This is a genomic window from Psychrobacter sp. H29 (assembly GCF_059073055.1).
In genome coordinates this window covers 1,576,248-1,595,750 of record NZ_JCACRY010000001.1, presented here as the reverse complement: position 1 = coordinate 1,595,750, position 19,503 = coordinate 1,576,248, and the positions used below count along the sequence as shown (strand labels likewise).

Below are 19,503 nucleotides of genomic sequence, written 5' to 3'. Positions count from 1 at the left end.
TTCTTAAATGAATTTAGATTAGTACACTTATAAGTTTTGCCTTTATAGTCAAATTCATAAAAGATGAGTATGACATGAGGATTACCCAATCTATTTTCTCTTCCTAAAGGTGCGATATCAGCTCTAATAACCATAGCTTTGTGGCGTGAAGCAAATAAAACGAATATCGTATCTATAATAATAATTAATGCAACAATTAATAAAAATATGATTCCTACCCACAATAGAGACTTTAGCAAAAATCCAATATAAGCTTCATAAATCAGATCATTATGCATTGAAAATTTCTCCGACAGAGAGCTCTCTTATGCATCTATGACTATCGTTTCCAATAAAATACAACTCTTCAGGCATTAACGTTAGTCTAATTGAGAACACTTAATAATATATCAAAAATAGTTTGATTCTCTATGAGAAGATAACTCAAAATGCTTGGAAGGATGATACCTATAGTTATAGCAATAGCTAAGATTTTCTTGTTTACTTTGAGAGGGCTTGTCATAGAAATTTGTGGAAATGATTTTAATACATAGATTTCTATATGGTTGTCAGTAATTTTTATATTTTCTAAAATATCTGTTTTATTTTCTCTAGTAAAGTCAAAAAAAGCGTTGATACTAGTAGAAGTATACTCTTTACTATTTATGGTATAAGAATACTTTATCCTCAAATCAAATAAACTGTAATTTTCTAGCCCTGAGACTGATTTTTCAACAGTATTAACTTCTAATATCTCAGCCCAAATTCTTCTACCATTGATCAGTATATAAAAATCGAAAATCAGTGCAGAAATAGTATAAATACCAACTAGAACCATTAACAAGAGTAATATATATATCCAGAACATAGCTGTCCTTTGAGTACTATTATCAATTGAATCTACCAGTATGCGCTGTATTTATCATTATAATGTCAATAAAGACTATGTTGCTAAACAATATAGCTATATTTGTTGGTAGTGCTATACCTAACGAATCTGTTGCATTTGCTAATAAGACTGCTGTTATTGCATTAATCAACATTATGCTTGTTATAGCGATTAAAGTTTGGGAGGTTTTATCAGCTGTGATCAAATCATCATTTTGCCACGTTAAGCTAAAGAAGTCGCTCATTCTTCAAGATAAAGCGTCTGTTGATTGTTTTATATCATATATGACAATCAGTAGTAAGTTGCTCCTAACGGGAAGGCATAAAATATGAAAGCTATAATAATAATAAATTATTTTATAGACACAAAAAAACCCCAAACAATCTAATGTTTGAGGCGAAACTTGCTTAAACCTAACGGTCTAAATTCGTTTTAAATATGGCGCAGCGGACGGGACTCGAACCCGCGACCCCCGGCGTGACAGGCCGGTATTCTAACCAACTGAACTACCGCTGCTTAGGTCGTCTTAGCTTCTTGCTCTTATTTAAGGAGCCCACTTGCTAAGAAGTGGTGGGTGATGACGGATTCGAACCGCCGACATTCTGCGTGTAAGGCAGACGCTCTACCAACTGAGCTAATCACCCTTCGAACAATTGCAATGCAATTTATTCAACATCAACTGAGCTCTAAGTTTGTCACTAAGCTCTGCTGCTGTGGGTGTGTATTATATAGATTTACACATGGCTGTCAAACGTTATTTTGACTATTTTATGAAATAATTCATAATAATTTTTTAATATTATTAAAAACAACAGCATAAGGCCGATATTTATTGGCATTTTTCATAACCCATTAATTATCGTTAGCTGTTGTTTGATAATGAAAAGCTACTATACTACGGTTACTTTGTTTTTGAGCATCATTGATGGAGGTCAGCATAAATACTTTTACTATTGGACAGACCTTCACCAACTGGTCGTTGGGCGACTTTGCAGGTCTGGGTCTGATATTGCACATTGTGCTTATGATCGTCATGACGTTACGCGTGGTGTCAGTACAGCGTAACATTGGGGTATCCATTGCTTGGATTGCCATGCTTTATACGGTGCCTGTATTCGGTCTGATTGCATACATATTACTGGGCGAGCCGATGATCGGGCGACGCTATCGTGAGCGTGTGGATCAAGCAAGTATCGTGATGAATGATATGGCACGCCGCGCGCATTTGGTGTTCGATAAAGGTCAGGAGCTATTGCCAATCAAATACCGCGGCGTCAGTCAAATTGGAACGCGCTGGACAGGGCTTGGAATATACCCCAATCATCAGATGCAGTTATTGACAGATCCTGCTTTGATTTTCCAGCGCTTGATAGAGGATATCCATGCAGCAAAGCGCCTTGTCTTTATGGAGTTTTATATTGTATATCCAAAAGGACAAGTATTAGAGGTAATAGAGGCGCTATCTGTAGCGGCGCAGCGCGGGGTGGAATGTCATATATTGGCCGATAGTGTGGGTAGTTTTAGCTTTATCAACAGCAGTGAGCATCGCCGCTTAGAAAAGGCGGGTGTTTTTGTTCATCAGTCATTGCCAGTAGGGCTGTTCAAGACATTGTTTAAGCGCTCTGATTTGCGTAATCATCGCAAAATGGTCGTCATTGATGAACATATTGGTTATATCGGCAGCTTTAATTTGGTTGATCCACGGTTTTTTAAACAAAATAAAAACGTTGGACAGTGGATTGATGTGGCGATACGAACCACCAGTCAACAGGCTATCAGTATTAATACAGCGATGGCCAAGGTTATCGTGACAGATATCGGCGCTGAAAATAACGATAATCTTGCCCAGCTGCATCAGCGAGTCAATAACTATACGCGTAAGCTGTACGTGATGGACCCAACCATCAATGACTTGAATAGTCGAGTGAAGGTGCTGGACGATACTATTGATGAGCATGAGCAACCAGAGATTGGTGCTACCTCCATTGTGATACCAAAGATGCCTGTTGTCGATAAGGTATTGGCGCAGTTAATACCTTCAGCCCCGCAGCTGACCGCTCACGTGATATATAACACGTTGGTCACAGTCGTCCATCGTGCCAACAAACGCATTCGCATCACCACGCCATACTTTGTACCTGATGAATCCCTATCAGGTGCATTGACGATAGCGGCTAAACGCGGGGTAGACGTGACCCTTATCGTCCCTGAAAAGGTTGATTCCTTCCTTGTACAGCATGCGTCACAGGCCTATTACCAAGAGCTGCTCGATGCTGGCGTAACCATTGCACTGTTTCGAGGCGGTTTATTACATGCCAAGACCGTGGTTATCGATGACGATTATTGTCTATTTGGCACGGTCAATATTGATATGCGCAGCTTTTATTTGAATATGGAAGTCAGTCTGGCGATTTATACACCAGAGATGGTGGCCCAAGTGGCTGACTGCCAAGAGGTCTACTTGCAAAACTGTCGTATCTTGAATAGTGAAGAGTGGCAGCAGCGCCACGGCTCAAAGCGCTTGTTTGATAATGTCGTACGCTTGTTCAGTCCGTTATTGTAGCGCTTTGGTTTTTGGGTTAAGGTAAGCTATTCAGATTTTTAATCGTGTGATCACGCTAGCTGTCTCGTCTCTACGATCAGTTAATCTACTAAAAGGACTCGCCTGTCTATGTCTGTATCGTCTGCATCGCCCTTAACGCCGCTGGATTATATGGCAGCAGGCTACTGGCAGGATTTTTTGGCTGGACGCCCTGTCGCAGGCGGTATCGCATACGAGACAGAGCTACATGCTTGTGTGCTGGATGAGTCACTTGAGAGTTTGCAACGTATCGATACGTTATTGTCTCAGGTACGCCGTGATATGGTTAAGAGCGGCATATGGGATGAGTCGACGTTATTAGTCGATGAGTACTACCGTAATTTTTTGGTATTTTTGGCATTTTATGCAGGACGGGTATTGGCGCAGCAGTGGCAAAGCAGGCCCCATTGGTATGGTCAGTTTGAGCTACGTAAGCGCTATTCTGAGTTGCCACTCATCACTGATGACTTTTATCAGCATATGGCAGTTGGCTATAATGATAATAATGCGGCTACTGATGCTAGGCCTTTATTTTTTGCACTGGAGCCGATAGGACTGCGTTTGTTTGGTCATATTGATCGTCCGTTTGATGCAGTACAAGGTGGGCAGATTGCTAGTGGGTTGTACCAAGCAGTTAAGACAAGACTGCCAGACCTCTCTGATCCATCGAGTTATCATACGAATGAAGTAGCAACGCCCGATGCGACCCAAAGCGTACAATCACCGATAACGCCAAATGCACATGCTGAAACAAGTGCAGCAGCCAATCTCCATGAGCAGTTAAAAAAGGCACCTGTCAGTCATCCGGTAACTCAAGCTGACAGGGTAGTAGCCGACACAGAGACAGCTTCTGCTATCGCTACGACCTCTGAAACATCGATGAGCGCTGCACCGTTACCGGTAGAGAACCATGTGCGACCTGAGCTGAGTGAAGTGACTGAAGTGACATCGCCAGTCACCAAATCTATAGCATCCGCAAAAACTTCGCCAACCCCAGAGATGTTTACGCAATTGCTCATAGAATTGGATGAGATTGAGGTACCACAAACAGTAGGTGTGACTGAATACCAAAAAGCGTGCAAAGTGCTCGATCAGTTTGAGCAGCATATTGCCAAGCAGGACAAACCTCGCAGCCAAATTGTTTTTTCAGATGATCATGTCGAAGCAAAGAATAAAGCGCTGCAAACCCTGCAAGTAGCGGCCGAGACTGGCAATACGGCTGCTATGCTGCGTTTGGCAATGTATCAGTTGTTGGGCGAAGGACTGACGGCAGATAATGAAAGCGATAAAAAAGCGGCTGTGGATTGGGTGAAGCAAGCCGCTAGCAAAAACGATAGCCGTGCACAGCGCTTACTCAGTAAACTGTATTACCAAGGAGTAGGTGTCCCTCAAGATATGGCTAATGGTAAATACTGGTTGGAGCAAGCCTCAGATAACGGGCATATGGAAGCTGCCAATCTAGTACGCCAATGGGAGCAAGCGCAAGCATTGATCACAACCCAAAAACAAGAGCAGCACAGTACTAAACGTTATCAGTTATTATTTGGCGCCGTGATCCTAATCGCATTATTGATTTTGATTATTGTCTAGTAGCTGTTTTTAGTGCTCTTTTTTTAGTAACCGTTTTTCAGTAACCGTTTAAAAGCTTATTGTTACGCGCTGATTTCAGGTAAAATTGGCGCGTTTTCACATTTACCCTCCTATTGTTTGATCCATTACTAATTTAGGCTGCTCAATGCCATCATCACATTCCTCATCTGACAACGCTTCGAACCCGGCGGACACTATGCTACCAGACAGTCAGCCATTGACTGAAAAGGTGGTGTACCAGACGCCGTTTTATTATCAATTCCTGATCAGTTTGCTAAAGCCACTGTACCGCTTGCAAGTGTGGCGTCGCTCTCATAAACGCGACAACTACCAGCAAGAAGTGGCTCAACGTTTTGGTAAGCAATACCCATCGCCCCCAATAGCTATGGATAAAGATCATAAAGGCGTTATTTGGTGCCATGCGGTCTCGCTTGGTGAAACCAATACCGTTGCGCCTTTGTTAGATATGCTAATGGCGAATGGTTATCAGATATGGCTGACTAATACCACACAGACGGGGTTTGCTCGCGGTGCCAGTCGTTTTGTAGACGAGATTGCCCAAGGTCGCATGAGTCACAGCTATGTACCCGTCGATAGCCCCACTGTCATTGAGACGTTTTTGGCTCATGTGCAGCCTATCGCTGCGCTATTTGTAGAGACCGAGCTGTGGGCCAATATCTTGACCAAGCTGGCTCAGCACCAGATACCTAGCGTCTTAGTCAATGGTCGTCTATCGTCTTCTTCTTTTAAGAGCTATCAAAAAATTGCGGCGGTCAGCACCAGCATGATGAAAAACCTTGCTCTCATCATTGCACAAGACAGTGATTCTGCGAAACGTTTCAGGCAATTGGGAGCTGATAGCGCACAAATACGCGTGGCAGGGTCACTAAAGTGGGTAATCAATACACCCAAAGCCAATAGTAATACTATCAATATTGATGTTCAGGACGCCAATACAGCAGAGGTGTATGCACGTATAGCACATCAAAAAAATCAGCTGGCAAAAGAGTTTGCCACAGTCGGTAGACCAGTGTGGGTCGCAGCGAGTACGCATGAGGGCGAAGAGGCGGCGGCACTATCCTTGCATCAACAGCTATTGTCACAATCAGCACTGGCTGAGAGCTTGTTGATTATCGTTCCTAGACATCCTGAACGCTTTGATGCGGTCGCAGAACTGATTCAAAAGACTGGGCTCACTATGGCCCGTCGCAGTAATGATGAATCGATTGGTGCAGACACACAAGTTTATCTGGCAGATAGCATGGGTGAGATGATGACGTGGTACACGCTGGCAACAGTCGCACTAGTGGGAGGATCACTGGTAGATATTGGTGGTCACAATCCAGTTGAGCCGGCTAGCGTGGCAACGCCTGTCATCATGGGGCGCTATACCCAGTCTTGCCAAAGTGTGGTCGATAAGCTAGCAGAGGTAGGCGCTTTATATCAACCAAACAACGAGTGTTATCGTTCGGTTGTAATGAATGAGTCATCCGAAACGGCACAACGCACTACAAATCAACAGATATTAAATAGCAATAACAAACCATCTCACAACCACGCTACTGGTAATACTGGCAGTACAGATGACACTGCACTTATTTATCAGCAGTTAGAGCGCTGGTTAAGCGACCTGTTATTAGCAGCAGCGGTAGGGCAGGTTGGTGAGAAAACAACCGCGCAGCAGCAAGCAGTATTGCTCCGTCAATTTGCGATGATCGAAGATGTCATCGAGCAATACGCTATTCGAGAACAGGCTGTATAAGAGCTGGCTATTCATAAAGCTAACGATCAAAAAACCAGCCATTAGAGCACCAGCTATTAAGAAGCTAAACCAAGAGATGCTATGAACTGTATACTATTACCTGCTGAGAACTTCTCGACAGACAAAGCAAAAATTGATGCTATGGCACAAGTCAATCATGTCAATAAAGTATTGGGTGCAAAAGTCGGTGATACGCTAAAAATCGGACAGCTCGGTGGTCATTTGGGTACAGCTACTATTGAGAGTATTGCACCTGACCGTATTCAACTGTGCAATGTCCAGCTCGACGCTATACCGCCTGCCAAACCAGATGTGACAGTTGTTTTGGCCTTGCCACGTCCTAAAGTGCTACGGCGTCTAATCATTGATATGACGGCGCTTGGTGTACGTAATATTGTTCTGATTAATAGCTACCGCACACAAAAAAGCTACTGGCAAAGTCCGATGCTTGAGCGCCTCGATGAGTTTGTATTAGAAGGACTACAGCAAGGGGTTGATACGATTGCGCCTAGGATTACGTTACAAAAGCGCTTTAAGCCGTTCGTCGAAGATACCTTGCCATGTTTGATGACTAATCAAGCGATCGTTGCGCACCCTTATGGAGAGCTGTCATTTTCTGAATGGCTACAGAGCAGCTCATCTCTAGGACTACCAAGTTTAGTATTCATCGGTGCTGAGGGCGGCTGGATCGACTATGAGATTGCGTTACTAGCAGCGCAGGGCTGTACGCCTGTACATATAGGGCCCCGTATATTGCGTACAGAAGCTGCAGTCAATGCTATATTGGGACAGTGGCTGCTCTAATCTAATCCCAGGTCTCTAAAACTTCTGAAAACGAGTCTCCGACGAAAATTCTTGGTATCTGTAATTGGTATCCATAAATAGCACTTAAGGTAAATAATGGGTGTATTTCTGAGTTCAATAAATGTATTGATAACTACTATCATTTCCATTAGTATGTTGTTCTCACATATTATGGTCTTGTGATTCCTGATATTTAAGGGTTTTATAGCCATTTTGTCTTACCATTTGTTGTACCTTTTTTATAGCACTATTATGGGGAAAACCATGTCATTGAATACTATCAGCGCTAACCTAACGTCTAAAAAGCTTGTTTTACCTGCGGCCGTATTTGGCATGATGTTGGGATTAGCCGGCTGTAGCAATTCATCTACTACAGAAGAGAGCGCGGAAGTAGAAGCGCCAGCGGCTGGTACTGAACAACAAGTAGCTAACGATGATGGTGCTACTAGCGCAGATGGCCAAACGATTACTATTTATTCTTCACGTAACGAACAGCTCATCAAACCACTACTAGATCGTTATACCGAGCAGACAGGGGTAAAGGTTGAATTGGTCACAGACCAAACAGGCCCACTCATGGCTCGCCTAAAAGCCGAAGGTCAAAATACTCCGGCTGATATGCTACTGACCGTAGATGCGGGTAACCTATGGCAAGCGGCAGAGCAAGGGTTGCTACAACCAGTAGCGTCGTCTGTATTAGAGGCCAATGTCCCGGCAAAGTATCGTGATCCAAAGGGTCAGTGGACAGGTTTGTCGCTACGTGCGCGTACGATCTTTTATGATCCAAGCAAAATTACCGCTGACCAATTGTCTACTTACGCTGATTTGGCCGATCCTAAATGGAAAGGCAAATTATGCTTACGTACCTCTAAAAAGGTCTATAACCAATCGCTTGTTGCTAGTATGATGGAGCATTTGGGCGAAGAGAAGACCGAAGCCGTCATCCGTGGTTGGGTCGATAATCTAGCGACTGATGTATTCAGTGATGATACAAGCATGTTAGAGGCGATTGCTGCTGGGCAGTGTGAAGTTGGTATTGCCAATAGCTACTACTATGGTCGTCTATTGGACGAACAACCAAACTTCCCTGTTAAGATATTCTGGGCAAATCAAGACACCACGGGCACGCACGTCAACATCTCAGGAGCAGGTGTGGTTGCAGGCTCGGACAATCCAGATGGTACGCTTAAGCTTATAGAGTGGTTGTCATCTGATGAGGCACAAGGTCTGTACGCCAGCTCAGACAAAGAATTCCCAGTCAAAGAAGGGGTTGATGAGTCAGAGATGCTCAGATCGTGGGGTGAGTTCAAGAAAGACGATATCAACGTACAAAAATTCGGTGAGCTACAAACCCAAGCTATCCAAATGATGGACAAAGCGGGCTATAAATAAGAGACTGCCAATAATCGATATACCAAGCTCAAAAACATATGTCTTGACGGATAGTTTTATAGACAACTCATGAAGAGTAAGTTATCAAAGTAATGATAATTTTGAGTTTGGTATTAGTTTATAAGGTCTCGATGAGTATGACATGGTAATGAGAATATGATCACAACGCCAGATACGTCCCTTACTCAGAACGATACCGTCCATGACAGTGTCGATGACGAGCAGGCTATCAGCCAAGACCACGCCCTTCGTAAACGTATTATATCGAAATCAGTCTTAGGGCTGATTTCGTTGTTTATGCTGGTGCCAATTTTGATCGTGCTGTTATCGTGGACTCAGCCAGTTGCAGATATTTGGGTGCATATGGCAGACTATGTGCTGCCACAAGTGCTCAAAAATACTGCAATTTTATTGCTTATGGTGACGGTAATCTCAGGCACTATCGGTACGGCTCTTGCTTGGGTGACCAGTATGTACCGCTTTCCTGGTCAGCGATTTTTTTCGTGGGCATTGATGCTACCGCTAGCGATACCTGCCTACGTATTGGCATTTGTTACTATCGGTATTGTTGATTTTAGTGGGCCGCTCCAGACAGGGTTACGTGATTTTGGTATCAGCACCGCGATTCCGTCAGTCCGCAATGTATGGGGTGCCGGTTTAGTCTTGTCGCTGGCGTTCTATCCTTACGTTTATTTGTTAGCCCGTCAGGCGTTTTTGTCTCAAGGCAGACGAGCGATTGAAGCAGGGCAGATGCTGGGCTTGAGCCGGAGCCGAGTGTTTTTTCGGTTGGCATTGCCGCAGGCATTACCGTGGATCATTGGCGGATTGTTGCTGGCAAGTATGGAGACCTTGGCAGATTTTGGGGCGGTGTCAGTATTCAATGTTGACACCTTTACCACAGCGATTTATAAGGCGTGGTTTGGCTTTTTTAGTTTGACTACGGCGGCGCAGCTGGCCGCGTTGCTCATCGGTGTGATCTTTATCGTGGTATTGTTTGAGCAGTATTGGCAGGCCAAGCGTGGTAGCTCACTGACGCAAGGCAGTAATCAACGCTTTGATGCTAGCAAGCCTGCCAAAATAGGTATGACGCTACTATGCACAGTTGTATTTTTGGTGGCGTTTTTGGTGCCAGTTTTACAGCTGATTTATTGGACAGCATTGAACTTTCGCCAAGATTTTGATGCGCGCTATATTGATTTTGTGACCAATAGCCTCATGATTGCTAGTATGACCACGCTTTTTATTGCCTTTTTGGCGATTATTATCGCGTGGATCAAACGGCAGTATTCTGATAAGTCGACCAAGCTTATGACCACATTGGCCAATTTAGGTTATGTGGTACCTGGTACGGTATTGGCAGTAGGTATATTTATTCCTATTGCGTGGCTTGATAATCAAATGATTGCCTTTGGTATTACCTCGCAGCAAGTGTTGTCTGGTAGTGTCATCGTGATGCTACTGGCATTATCGACACGTTTTATGACGGTGAGCTTTCAGCCAGTAGATAGGCAGCTGCAACGACTAACTGTCAATCAAGAGGCGGCGGCAAAGCTACTAAGCGATAGCGCTTATCAGCGCTGGCGTCATGTGATGTTACCTGTGCTTAGCCCCGGCGTACTCACGGCATTGCTGATGGGGTTTGTGGAAGTGATGAAAGAGATGCCAATTACGTTGATGACGCGGCGTCAGGGCTGGGATACGCTTGCAGTGAGAGTGTTTGAAATGACGAGCGAGGGTATGTGGGGACGGGCAGCACTACCCAGTCTATTGATTGTGCTGGTTGGTTTACTGCCTGTCTGGATACTATTGCGTCAAAGTGACAAACAAAGCTAATAGCAACAAAGCCAACCGCTGCTGCTTAAAAACCTGCTATATTCAACAGCGCTTAGCGCAACTGATATTATTATTTTACTGTTTACCTAAAACTGTACTTACCAATAGCGAACTGGGATTGTCTATGTATATTGACTCAATCAACGACTCATCAGATCCTAAGTCAGTAAAGGCTGGGGTAGACATCATCCCTGCCAAAAAATCACCAATCACCCAAGCTCGGACATTGCCGGGGCAGCCCAACGAGCCTTTAGAAGAAACCAATAGCGTACGCCAAGGCACTGAGCAGTCTCTCGCTGGCAACCCTTATTTTAGTGTGCAAAACCTAATCGTCGGCTATGACGATACTATCGTCGTCAATGGTATGTCGTTGATGCTCGAGCAAGGAGAGATTGGCTGCTTTTTGGGTTATAGTGGTTGTGGAAAGACGACAGCATTACGAGCGATTGCAGGACTAGAGCAAAGCCGCGGCGGTACCATTCACTTAAACAACCAGCGCTTGACTGAAAAAACCATTCGGCACTCATTTGCCGTGGCACCAGCCAAACGTGGTATGGGGATGGTGTTTCAAGATTATGCGCTTTTCGGTCATCTAAGCGTGGCCAAAAATATCGCCTTTGGTCTCAATAAATGGTCAGCTGCTGATAAAAAGGCTCGAGTAGCAGAAATGCTGAGCTTAGTTGAATTGACTGAACATGCGGACAAACGTCCAAATGAGCTGTCTGGCGGGCAGCAGCAGCGTGTGGCTCTTGCAAGGGCGCTTGCACCAAAACCTAAATTACTGCTACTTGATGAGCCGTTCTCTAACCTAGATGTGGTATTACGTGAGTCGCTGGCAATGAATGTCCGCGATATTCTCAAAAGTACCAATACCACAGCGATATTGGTCACTCATGATCAGAATGAAGCATTTGCCTTAGCAGACAAAGTCGGGGTCATGGATAAGGGCAGACTGGTACAGTGGGCGACTCCAAGCGAGTTGTATCATGAGCCTGTTAGTCCTTTTGTCGCGGAGTTCGTTGGTGAAGGTGCGATGATAGACGGTATCATCAAAGAAGGGCATGTAAAAACAGCACTGGGCAATATTTATCGCCGTATGGAAGTCTATGATGACTCGGGCCAACCACAGTACTGTGAGTATGACTATCCAAACGGCACACCGATCAAAGTACTGGTACGTCCTGATGACATTATTCATGATGATGACAGTACGCAGACAGCCTTGGTGGTGGGACGCGTCTTTCGCGGTGCTAATTATTTGTACCGATTGCAACTAGATGATGGGCAGACTGTCCTGTCGTTGGTTGCCAGTCACCACAATCATGCGATTGGCTCACATATTGGAATTTTGCCGTTGTTAGAGCATGTGGTCGTATTTGATGAAAAAGACATCAATGCGACCACGTGGTCAGAATATGATAGATCATCAAGAGTCGATGAAGGTGTCTAGCAAATATCAAAGCTATTATTTATAAGAAATAATGGCTTTTGTCATTGATATCACCAGACACTAATTAAGCGTGCTTTGCTGCCAAAATATGTAAATATCGTCCAAGCCACTTGTACGGCTCTAGTTGTGAGTAACGTAACTCCATTCGTATCACTGCATCTGGGTCGTTATGCCCACCGCGTTTGAGCGGGGCATAATCATGAAAAACTCGCAGACCACTGCTGCGCACGGTTTGATATTGATGAGCCTCTAACCACTGCTCAACCTCTTCTTTGGCAACCGGATGGTTGGGTGTCAGGCTTTTTTTATTGTCTGCCTTATAGTCATTATTATCAAGTAAATTAAAATTCCCCATAATCAGGTTACGATAATCAAAGCTGGCTGGGTTATAAAAGCACAAAGATAACGCGCCATCATCTGTCAAATACTGATTAAAAAAGTTCATGACCGCTGCTGGCTCTGCGAGCCACTCCAGTAGCGCATGACACATGATTAAATCAAACTTTTCTGTTTCTATGTGGGCCAGCTTTTCCTCAAGCGCTTGATAGGGACAGACATACCAAGCGATGTCTAATTTTTGCTCAATCTGATCTGCACTCGCTTTTGCTTTTTCGAGCATATTTGCTGATATGTCATTGATGACTACGCTATGACCTTGGGTGGCGAGCTCTATCGCAACCTGTGCAAGCCCTGCACCTACATCCAAGATACGTAAAGGTCGCCCAAGCGCCTCACTCACTTGCGCGCTATATTCAAAGATATCACGGCGCAGTACCGCCAGTCGAATCTCACCTTTTAGCCCACCATAGACCTTTTTTTCAAAATGATCAGCAATAGTATCGAAGCTACGATCTGTTCGCTCGATCTCTGATGTTGTAGCGTGGGTTGGGTCAGGGTGGCTGTCTTGATGTTTAATTGGCATAAGGTATTTAGATCAATAATTAAGAGGTTTGGAGGATAATCAGCGAACTACTAAACCGCTACGATGTTACCCTCCCTAGAGGTACTATGTGTACAATCTGCGGTCGGCTGCCTTGTAGCTGTTTTAGATTTCTTTGACTATAAGAAAAATATTCAATATGAACTAGCGTTTTAAACGTCTATTAATAACCCATTTAAAAACGAATTTCGATAAAACAATGATGATAAATACGACGATAACAAACACCCACATACCACTACCTTGTAGGTTTTCTTGGTAGGCTTGTGCCAAGTACGCGGATAAAGCCATAGCAACAAAAAGTGCTCCCCAGCGGACATAAGGTACGGCACGATTGTTATGATTGGGAAAGCTGGCAACATAATCACTCGAAAAGCTATATAGCACCATTGCTAAAATCCAAATAATCGCAAGAATGATATCCATAATATAAGTAGCCTGTTAGGTCGTTATTTAAGTAGGACGTGTTCAACATGCCTTACTGTAGAAGATGAGTTAGTGTAGCGTTTAAATTTTTTTTGTCTAGAGCGTGTTTTCGATTTACTCGACAACCATTCAAACAGGCTAAATGGGCCAAAAACAGCAAAATTAGCCAATCAAAACGTCCCTGTTAGTAATATATTTTTAGAGGATATTGATTACTTGAAATATTGGGGTTAGTAGGCTGTTTTGCTTGATTTTAATGACGCTCAGAACCCCTAAATCAGCAAATTTGTGCTAAAATAGCTTCTTTTATTTATTATCAAAAATATCATCATTTTCCCAATATTTTTCACGCTTTATAGTGTTGCTTTGCTTGTTATGTTTATTGGTTCTTATCAGTATTTAATGAGGCAAATACGCTATCTATAAAGCCTGCAAAATTAATAGCGTGGATATGAGTGAAGGAGTGTATATGAGCGAGTCGGTCAGTCCTATTGGTATCGTAGATGAACTGAAGCAGTCCTATCTGGATTATGCGATGAGCGTGATTGTCTCGCGTGCGCTACCTGATGTGCGTGACGGGTTCAAACCTGTCCATCGCCGCGTGATGTATGCCATGCATGTGCTATCTAACGACTACAATAAGCCATACAAGAAGTCCGCACGTGTAGTGGGTGATGTCATCGGTAAATATCATCCGCATGGTGATAGCGCGGTATATGATGCCATCGTACGTATGGCGCAGGACTTTAGCTTGCGCTATCCAATGGTTGATGGTCAAGGTAACTTTGGCTCGATCGATGATGATCCTCCGGCTGCTATGCGTTATACCGAAGTACGTATGACCAAGCTGACCCATCAGATGCTAGCGGATTTGGACAAAGATACGGTCGATTGGGAAGACAACTACGACGGTTCTGAGCGCATGCCAAGTGTGATGCCAGCGCGTATTCCTAATCTATTGGTCAATGGTGCGACGGGTATTGCCGTTGGTATGGCAACCAACATGGCACCGCATAATTTGACCGAAGTGATTAATGCTTGTCTAGCGTATGCCGAAAACCCTCAAGTCTCAGCCGAAGAGTTGATGTCACATATCTCAGGTCCTGATTTCCCCACGGGCGGCATTATTTATGGTCGTGCGGGCATTTTAGACGCTTATCGTACGGGTAAAGGTCGCCTGCATATCCGTGGTCGCTATCATATCGAGCCAATGAGCAACTCTGGGGTCAACCGTGATCGCGAGCGTATCGTATTTACCGAAGTTCCTTATCAAGCAAACAAAGCCAAACTGATCGAGCGTATTGCTGAGCTGGTTCGTGATAAGAAAATCGAAGGTATTAGCGAGATTCGTGATGAGTCTGACAAAGACGGTATGCGTATCGCTATTGACTTACGTCGCGGCGAAACCGCTGAAGTTATCGTTAATAATTTGTTCTTACAGACGCCGCTAGAGTCTAGCTTTAGTATCAATATGGTGGCGCTCGATAATGGTCAGCCAAAGCTATTGACTCTGCGTCAGCTTATCGCTGCGTTTGTCCGCCATCGTCAAGAAGTAGTGACACGCCGCACGATTTATGAATTAAACAAAGCACGCGTCCGTGGTCATTTGCTCGAAGGCCTGACCGTTGCTCTAGCCAATATTGATGAGATTATTGCAACGATTAAAGCGTCTGCAAACCGTGGCCTTGCACGTGAAAGCTTATTAAATAACACGTGGGGTTCAGGTAGCGTCGTTGCGATGCTTACCGCTGCGGGTAGCCAGTCAGTACGTCCTGAGTTCATCGAAGGCGAAGATCCAAAAGCGCCGTTTGGTTTAATTGAAGGCGAGGAGCGTTATCGCTTGTCACTTGAGCAGGTCAATGCGATTTTAGATATGCAATTGCATCGCTTGACTGGGCTTGAGCAAGATAAATTGACTGAAGAATACCAAGACTTGCTACGTGAAATTGCTCATCTAGAGTCTATTTTAGGTGATTTTGATAAGCTAATGACCATTATCTCTAATGAGATGATTGAGATTCGTGATAACTTCGGTGATGAGCGCCGCACCGATATTATTGATTCACGTATGGACTTTAGTCGTGAAGACCTTATCCCTGAGCAAACCGTTGTCATGACGGTATCGCGTACGGGTTATGCCAAAACTCAACCGATTGATGATTACGTGGCACAAAAGCGTGGCGGTAAAGGCAAGTCTGCCACGGCGATGAAGGAAGATGATGTAATCGATCATCTGGTCGTGACATCAACGCATTCGACAGTATTATGTTTCACTGACAGTGGTCGTGTGTTCAGCTTACGCGGGTTTGAAGTACCGATCGCCAGTCGCGGTGCTCGTGGTCGTCCATTGGTCAACCTGATTGGTCTAAACAGTGATGAGACCGTAACGACCATACTACCGATTCCAAAAATAGTAGAAGAGTCACCGGTAAAAGATGACGATTTATTAGTAGATAATGAATCATCAGAAGACAGTAATGAAGCAGAAGCGCCATTTGTCTTCTTTGCCACGGCCAATGGTACGGTGAAGCGGGTAGAGCTGAAGCAATTTGCCAATATTCGCTCGAACGGTTTGATTGCGGTTGGATTAGAAGATGGTGATAAGTTGGTTAGCGCGCGCATTACCAATGGTAGCCAAGAAGTCATGTTGTTTGCGTCGAGCGGTAAAGCGATTCGCTTTGATGAAAACGATGCTCGCGCGATGGGCCGTACAGCAAAAGGCGTTCGCGGTATGCGTTTGGCGACCGATGAATTTATCAAATCATTGGTGGTTATCGAAGATGATGTACGTGAAATCCTGATTGCTTGTGAAAATGGCTTTGGCAAACGTACCTTTGTCGAAGAGTTCAACACACAAAACCGTGGTGGCGGCGGTGTGATTGCAATCAAGACCAGCGAGCGTAATGGCGCACTAGTACGAGCGACCAAGGTTGACTCTACCGATGATATTATTTTGATCTCTGATAAAGGAACGCTCGTACGTACCCCAGTTGAGCATGTCGCCAGCTCTGGTCGTAATACACAGGGTGTCACGCTTATCCGTCTATCAAAAGATGAGAAGCTGGTCGCTATGGCACGTGTTGAGCACGAAGAGAGCGACGATGAGTTAGTTGATGCCATGAGAGAAGACGGTACATTTGAGGTAGAAGGTCAGGAGCAAATAGATATTGATGCGACCACTGACAATACCGCAATGACCGATGCCAATGATGCTATCGACATTGCAAATGACCATACGCTAAATGATGACAAATAATACTTATAGTAATTAGCTTTTCAGTCTAGTTTTACATCATTTTTCTAGAAAAAAGCCTCTGACGTTCTCGTCGGAGGCTTTTGTTTTTTTGATTTATTTTTCTCAACAATTTACACAGGGTTCTATTTTTAAGGCTGTTGTTATGCTCACGACCAATCAAACTTTTCAGGGAACGATTGCATCCGTATCATCAAGCTTTTTGTTCTCGATGATGTTTTTGTTTGGGCTATTCATGTTGCCCTTGTCAGGGACACAGGTGGCGTCATGGCGGGTACTGATGATGCTACTAAGCTTGGTGATATTGCTCAGTCTAACCAAGCAGTGGCAGCATGTCTTTGAGTATATAAAAACACTAAAGACACCCAAAGAGTGGCTCATATTTACATTGCCTGCCCCAATTCTAGGCGGCCAGATATGGCTGTTTATGTGGGCGCCAGTTAATGGCTTTGGCTTGGATGTGACACTAGGCTATTTTTTATTACCATTGATGATGATCGTGCTTGGTCGGTTTTTTTACCATGAGCACATGAGTACTTTGCAGTGTGTGGCGGCGATATTTGCAGCGTTAGGTATTGGCTATGATGTGTTTCAATACGGTTCGGTGTCTTGGGTGACGCTGTTTGTGTGTTTGGGTTATCCGCCGTATTATCTACTTCGGCGTACCCTCTCTGTACCACCCATCACGGGCTTACTGTTTGATTTGGCATTATTGACACCCGTGGTGCTCATCATACTCTACATGACAGGTGGTTTTAGTGTGGCAGCACAGAACATAAAGTTTTGGTATTTGCTGCCGTTGCTGGGTGCTTTTAGTGCGATGGCAATGTCACTGACGATGGTCGCGAGTAGTAAGTTGCCAGTGTCACTATTTGGTGCACTGAGCTATATAGAGCCGATGCTATTATTTGTGTTGTCCATTACGGTTCTGAGTCAAAGCCTTGAAGAAGGTGGTTCGCTCTTTATGTACGGTATGATTACGCTTGCGCTACTGGTTATGATGGCTGATAGTGTGGCAGGGTATCTGGCTCGTCGCCGAGATGATCATCTGCATGGATATAGAGAGCCACAGGTAGGAGGCTTTCCGCCGCGTCGTCATTTTATCAATCAGCGTATCGATGGCGTACTAAAAGCCCATCGTTTTCGCAAGATTCGTCACTACCAAAAAAAGATGAATAAGATACAGCAAAAAATCGAAAAACTTGATGCAAAATAATTATTTATCTGCATTAAATTTACTCAATATATAAGTTAATCTACTAGATGCATACTGGCATTGCTTATCTATTCTGACTTTGACATAATGCGCCCCATGATGTAAGCCTAACACATCAAAAGCGTTCAACTTAGATTGCGCTACGACCTTATATGCAAAAGCCTCAGACGTTCTCGTCTGAGGCTTTTGTTTTTTTTTAAAATTGCCAAGGATGTGCCCCAATCTCTAAAGGCTGTTGTGATGTTGACTACTAACCAAACCTCGCAGGGTACGATCACTGCGGTGGCTGCAAACTTTTTATACTCTTTGCTGTTCTTATTTGGTTTGCTACTGCAACCCTTATCAGGTACGCAAGTCGCTTCATGGCGTGTGCTTACGATGTTTTTTAGTCTGGTGCTGCTGGTCAGCGTACTAAAGCAATGGCAGCACATTTTTGATTATCTAAAAACTTTAAAGAACGCCAAAGAGTGGCTGTTGTTTATATTACCCACACCGATTTTGGGCGCGCAGATCTGGATATTTATGTGGGCGCCAGTCAATGGGTTGGGACTTGAGGTCACGTTAGGTTACTTCCTATATCCTATGATTATGATTGTTGTCGGCAGGTTCTTTTACAACGAAGATATGAGTCTACTTCAGTGGGCTGCCATTGTGTGTGCAGGTCTCGGTATCGCTTACGATATCTTTGCATATGGTGCGATCTCTTGGGCGACTTTATTTGTTTGCTTGGGCTATCCACCATACTATCTGCTACGTCGCAAGTTGGCAGTACCGCCTATTACTGGCTTGATTTCAGACCTTGTATTGTTATTGCCAGTGGTATTGGTCGCGCTGTATATGAATGGTGGTTTTGAGGTGGCAATCACCAACCATAAGCTTTGGTACCTGTTGCCTCTGCTCGGCATCATTAGCACTGCGGCGATGTCATTGACGATGGTCGCGAGTCAAAAACTACCTGTCTCACTATTTGGGACTTTATGCTACCTTGAGCCAGTATTTCTATTTATATTCTCGATTGCAATTTTGGACCGTAACTTACATGAAGGCGGTTCCATCCTGATGTATAGCATGATTTTTATCGCATTGCTTATTATGATTGCGGATAGCGCACTTGGTTATCTGGCGCGCAAACGTGACAATCGCCTACATGGCTACAATGAGCCACAAGTGGGTAGTTTTCCGCCGCGTCGTCGTCTTAAAAACCGCCGTATCAAGGGCGTACTGATTGCGCATCGATTCCGTCAAATTAAGAAGTATCAGCAAAAGATAGATAAGATGACGCGCAAGATTGAAGCGCTAAATCTATCGTAATGCTAATGAATATAGCACTATCGCAGTCAATAGAACTGACTTGGTAGGTAAGATTTTTTGCTATTACTCTACAAACT

Annotated in this window: 13 protein-coding genes and 2 tRNA genes; 10 read left to right on the top strand and 5 right to left on the bottom strand. The window is 44.1% G+C overall.

Going from position 1 to position 19,503, the window contains the following annotated elements:
• Positions 1-364: 364 nt before the first annotated feature.
• The 3 genes from AC5JP1_RS06225 to AC5JP1_RS06215 all read right to left on the bottom strand — a co-directional run bounded on the left by AC5JP1_RS06225 (position 365) and on the right by AC5JP1_RS06215 (position 1,512).
• The gene (locus AC5JP1_RS06225) at positions 365-847 is read right to left on the bottom strand and encodes a hypothetical protein (protein ID WP_443524673.1); all 483 of its coding nucleotides are present in this window, start codon (positions 845-847) and stop codon (positions 365-367) included.
• 460 nt (positions 848-1,307) lie between these two features.
• A tRNA-Asp gene (locus AC5JP1_RS06220) sits at positions 1,308-1,384 on the bottom strand.
• 52 nt (positions 1,385-1,436) lie between these two features.
• A tRNA-Val gene (locus AC5JP1_RS06215) sits at positions 1,437-1,512 on the bottom strand.
• A 281-nt stretch (positions 1,513-1,793) separates the two neighbouring features.
• On the opposite strand from AC5JP1_RS06215, the gene AC5JP1_RS06210 reads away from it, so the two are divergent.
• The 7 genes from AC5JP1_RS06210 to AC5JP1_RS06180 all read left to right on the top strand — a co-directional run bounded on the left by AC5JP1_RS06210 (position 1,794) and on the right by AC5JP1_RS06180 (position 12,280).
• Positions 1,794-3,431 carry a cardiolipin synthase gene (locus AC5JP1_RS06210; RefSeq protein ID WP_443524671.1) on the top strand — a complete coding sequence of 546 codons (1,638 nt, stop codon included), beginning with the start codon at positions 1,794-1,796 and terminating at the stop codon, positions 3,429-3,431.
• 108 nt (positions 3,432-3,539) lie between these two features.
• On the top strand, positions 3,540-5,039 hold the full coding sequence (locus AC5JP1_RS06205) for a tetratricopeptide repeat protein (RefSeq protein ID WP_443524669.1): 1,500 nt from the start codon (positions 3,540-3,542) through the stop codon (positions 5,037-5,039).
• 145 nt (positions 5,040-5,184) lie between these two features.
• Positions 5,185-6,801 carry a 3-deoxy-D-manno-octulosonic acid transferase gene (locus AC5JP1_RS06200; protein ID WP_493843535.1) on the top strand — a complete coding sequence of 539 codons (1,617 nt, stop codon included), beginning with the start codon at positions 5,185-5,187 and terminating at the stop codon, positions 6,799-6,801.
• A gap of 81 nt (positions 6,802-6,882) precedes the next feature.
• Positions 6,883-7,605 (top strand): 16S rRNA (uracil(1498)-N(3))-methyltransferase, encoded by a 723-nt coding sequence (locus tag AC5JP1_RS06195; RefSeq protein ID WP_493843534.1) that lies wholly within the window; start codon positions 6,883-6,885, stop codon positions 7,603-7,605.
• Between the two features lie 264 nt (positions 7,606-7,869).
• On the top strand, positions 7,870-8,997 hold the full coding sequence (locus tag AC5JP1_RS06190; RefSeq protein ID WP_493843533.1) for an extracellular solute-binding protein: 1,128 nt from the start codon (positions 7,870-7,872) through the stop codon (positions 8,995-8,997).
• Positions 8,998-9,153: 156 nt separating this feature from the next.
• The gene (locus AC5JP1_RS06185) at positions 9,154-10,830 is read left to right on the top strand and encodes an ABC transporter permease (protein ID WP_493843532.1); all 1,677 of its coding nucleotides are present in this window, start codon (positions 9,154-9,156) and stop codon (positions 10,828-10,830) included.
• A gap of 124 nt (positions 10,831-10,954) precedes the next feature.
• Positions 10,955-12,280 carry an ABC transporter ATP-binding protein gene (locus tag AC5JP1_RS06180; RefSeq protein ID WP_493843531.1) on the top strand — a complete coding sequence of 442 codons (1,326 nt, stop codon included), beginning with the start codon at positions 10,955-10,957 and terminating at the stop codon, positions 12,278-12,280.
• Between the two features lie 64 nt (positions 12,281-12,344).
• Here AC5JP1_RS06180 and AC5JP1_RS06175 read toward each other — a convergent pair whose 3' ends face one another.
• Positions 12,345-13,202, bottom strand: a complete 858-nt coding sequence (locus AC5JP1_RS06175; protein WP_443524659.1) for a methyltransferase domain-containing protein — start codon at positions 13,200-13,202, stop codon at positions 12,345-12,347.
• A gap of 162 nt (positions 13,203-13,364) precedes the next feature.
• Positions 13,365-13,646: a hypothetical protein gene (locus AC5JP1_RS06170; protein WP_443524658.1), complete on the bottom strand. Its 282-nt coding sequence runs from the start codon at positions 13,644-13,646 to the stop codon at positions 13,365-13,367.
• A 469-nt stretch (positions 13,647-14,115) separates the two neighbouring features.
• Here AC5JP1_RS06170 and gyrA point away from each other — a divergent pair, with 469 nt between their 5' ends.
• The 3 genes from gyrA (at position 14,116) to rarD (AC5JP1_RS06155) (ending at position 19,426) form a co-directional block, all read left to right on the top strand.
• Positions 14,116-16,902, top strand: a complete 2,787-nt coding sequence (gene gyrA / locus AC5JP1_RS06165; protein WP_443524656.1) for a DNA gyrase subunit A — start codon at positions 14,116-14,118, stop codon at positions 16,900-16,902.
• A 142-nt stretch (positions 16,903-17,044) separates the two neighbouring features.
• The gene (gene rarD / locus AC5JP1_RS06160; protein WP_443524654.1) at positions 17,045-18,115 is read left to right on the top strand and encodes an EamA family transporter RarD; all 1,071 of its coding nucleotides are present in this window, start codon (positions 17,045-17,047) and stop codon (positions 18,113-18,115) included.
• Between the two features lie 240 nt (positions 18,116-18,355).
• Positions 18,356-19,426: an EamA family transporter RarD gene (gene rarD, locus AC5JP1_RS06155; protein WP_443524652.1), complete on the top strand. Its 1,071-nt coding sequence runs from the start codon at positions 18,356-18,358 to the stop codon at positions 19,424-19,426.
• Positions 19,427-19,503: the final 77 nt, after the last annotated feature.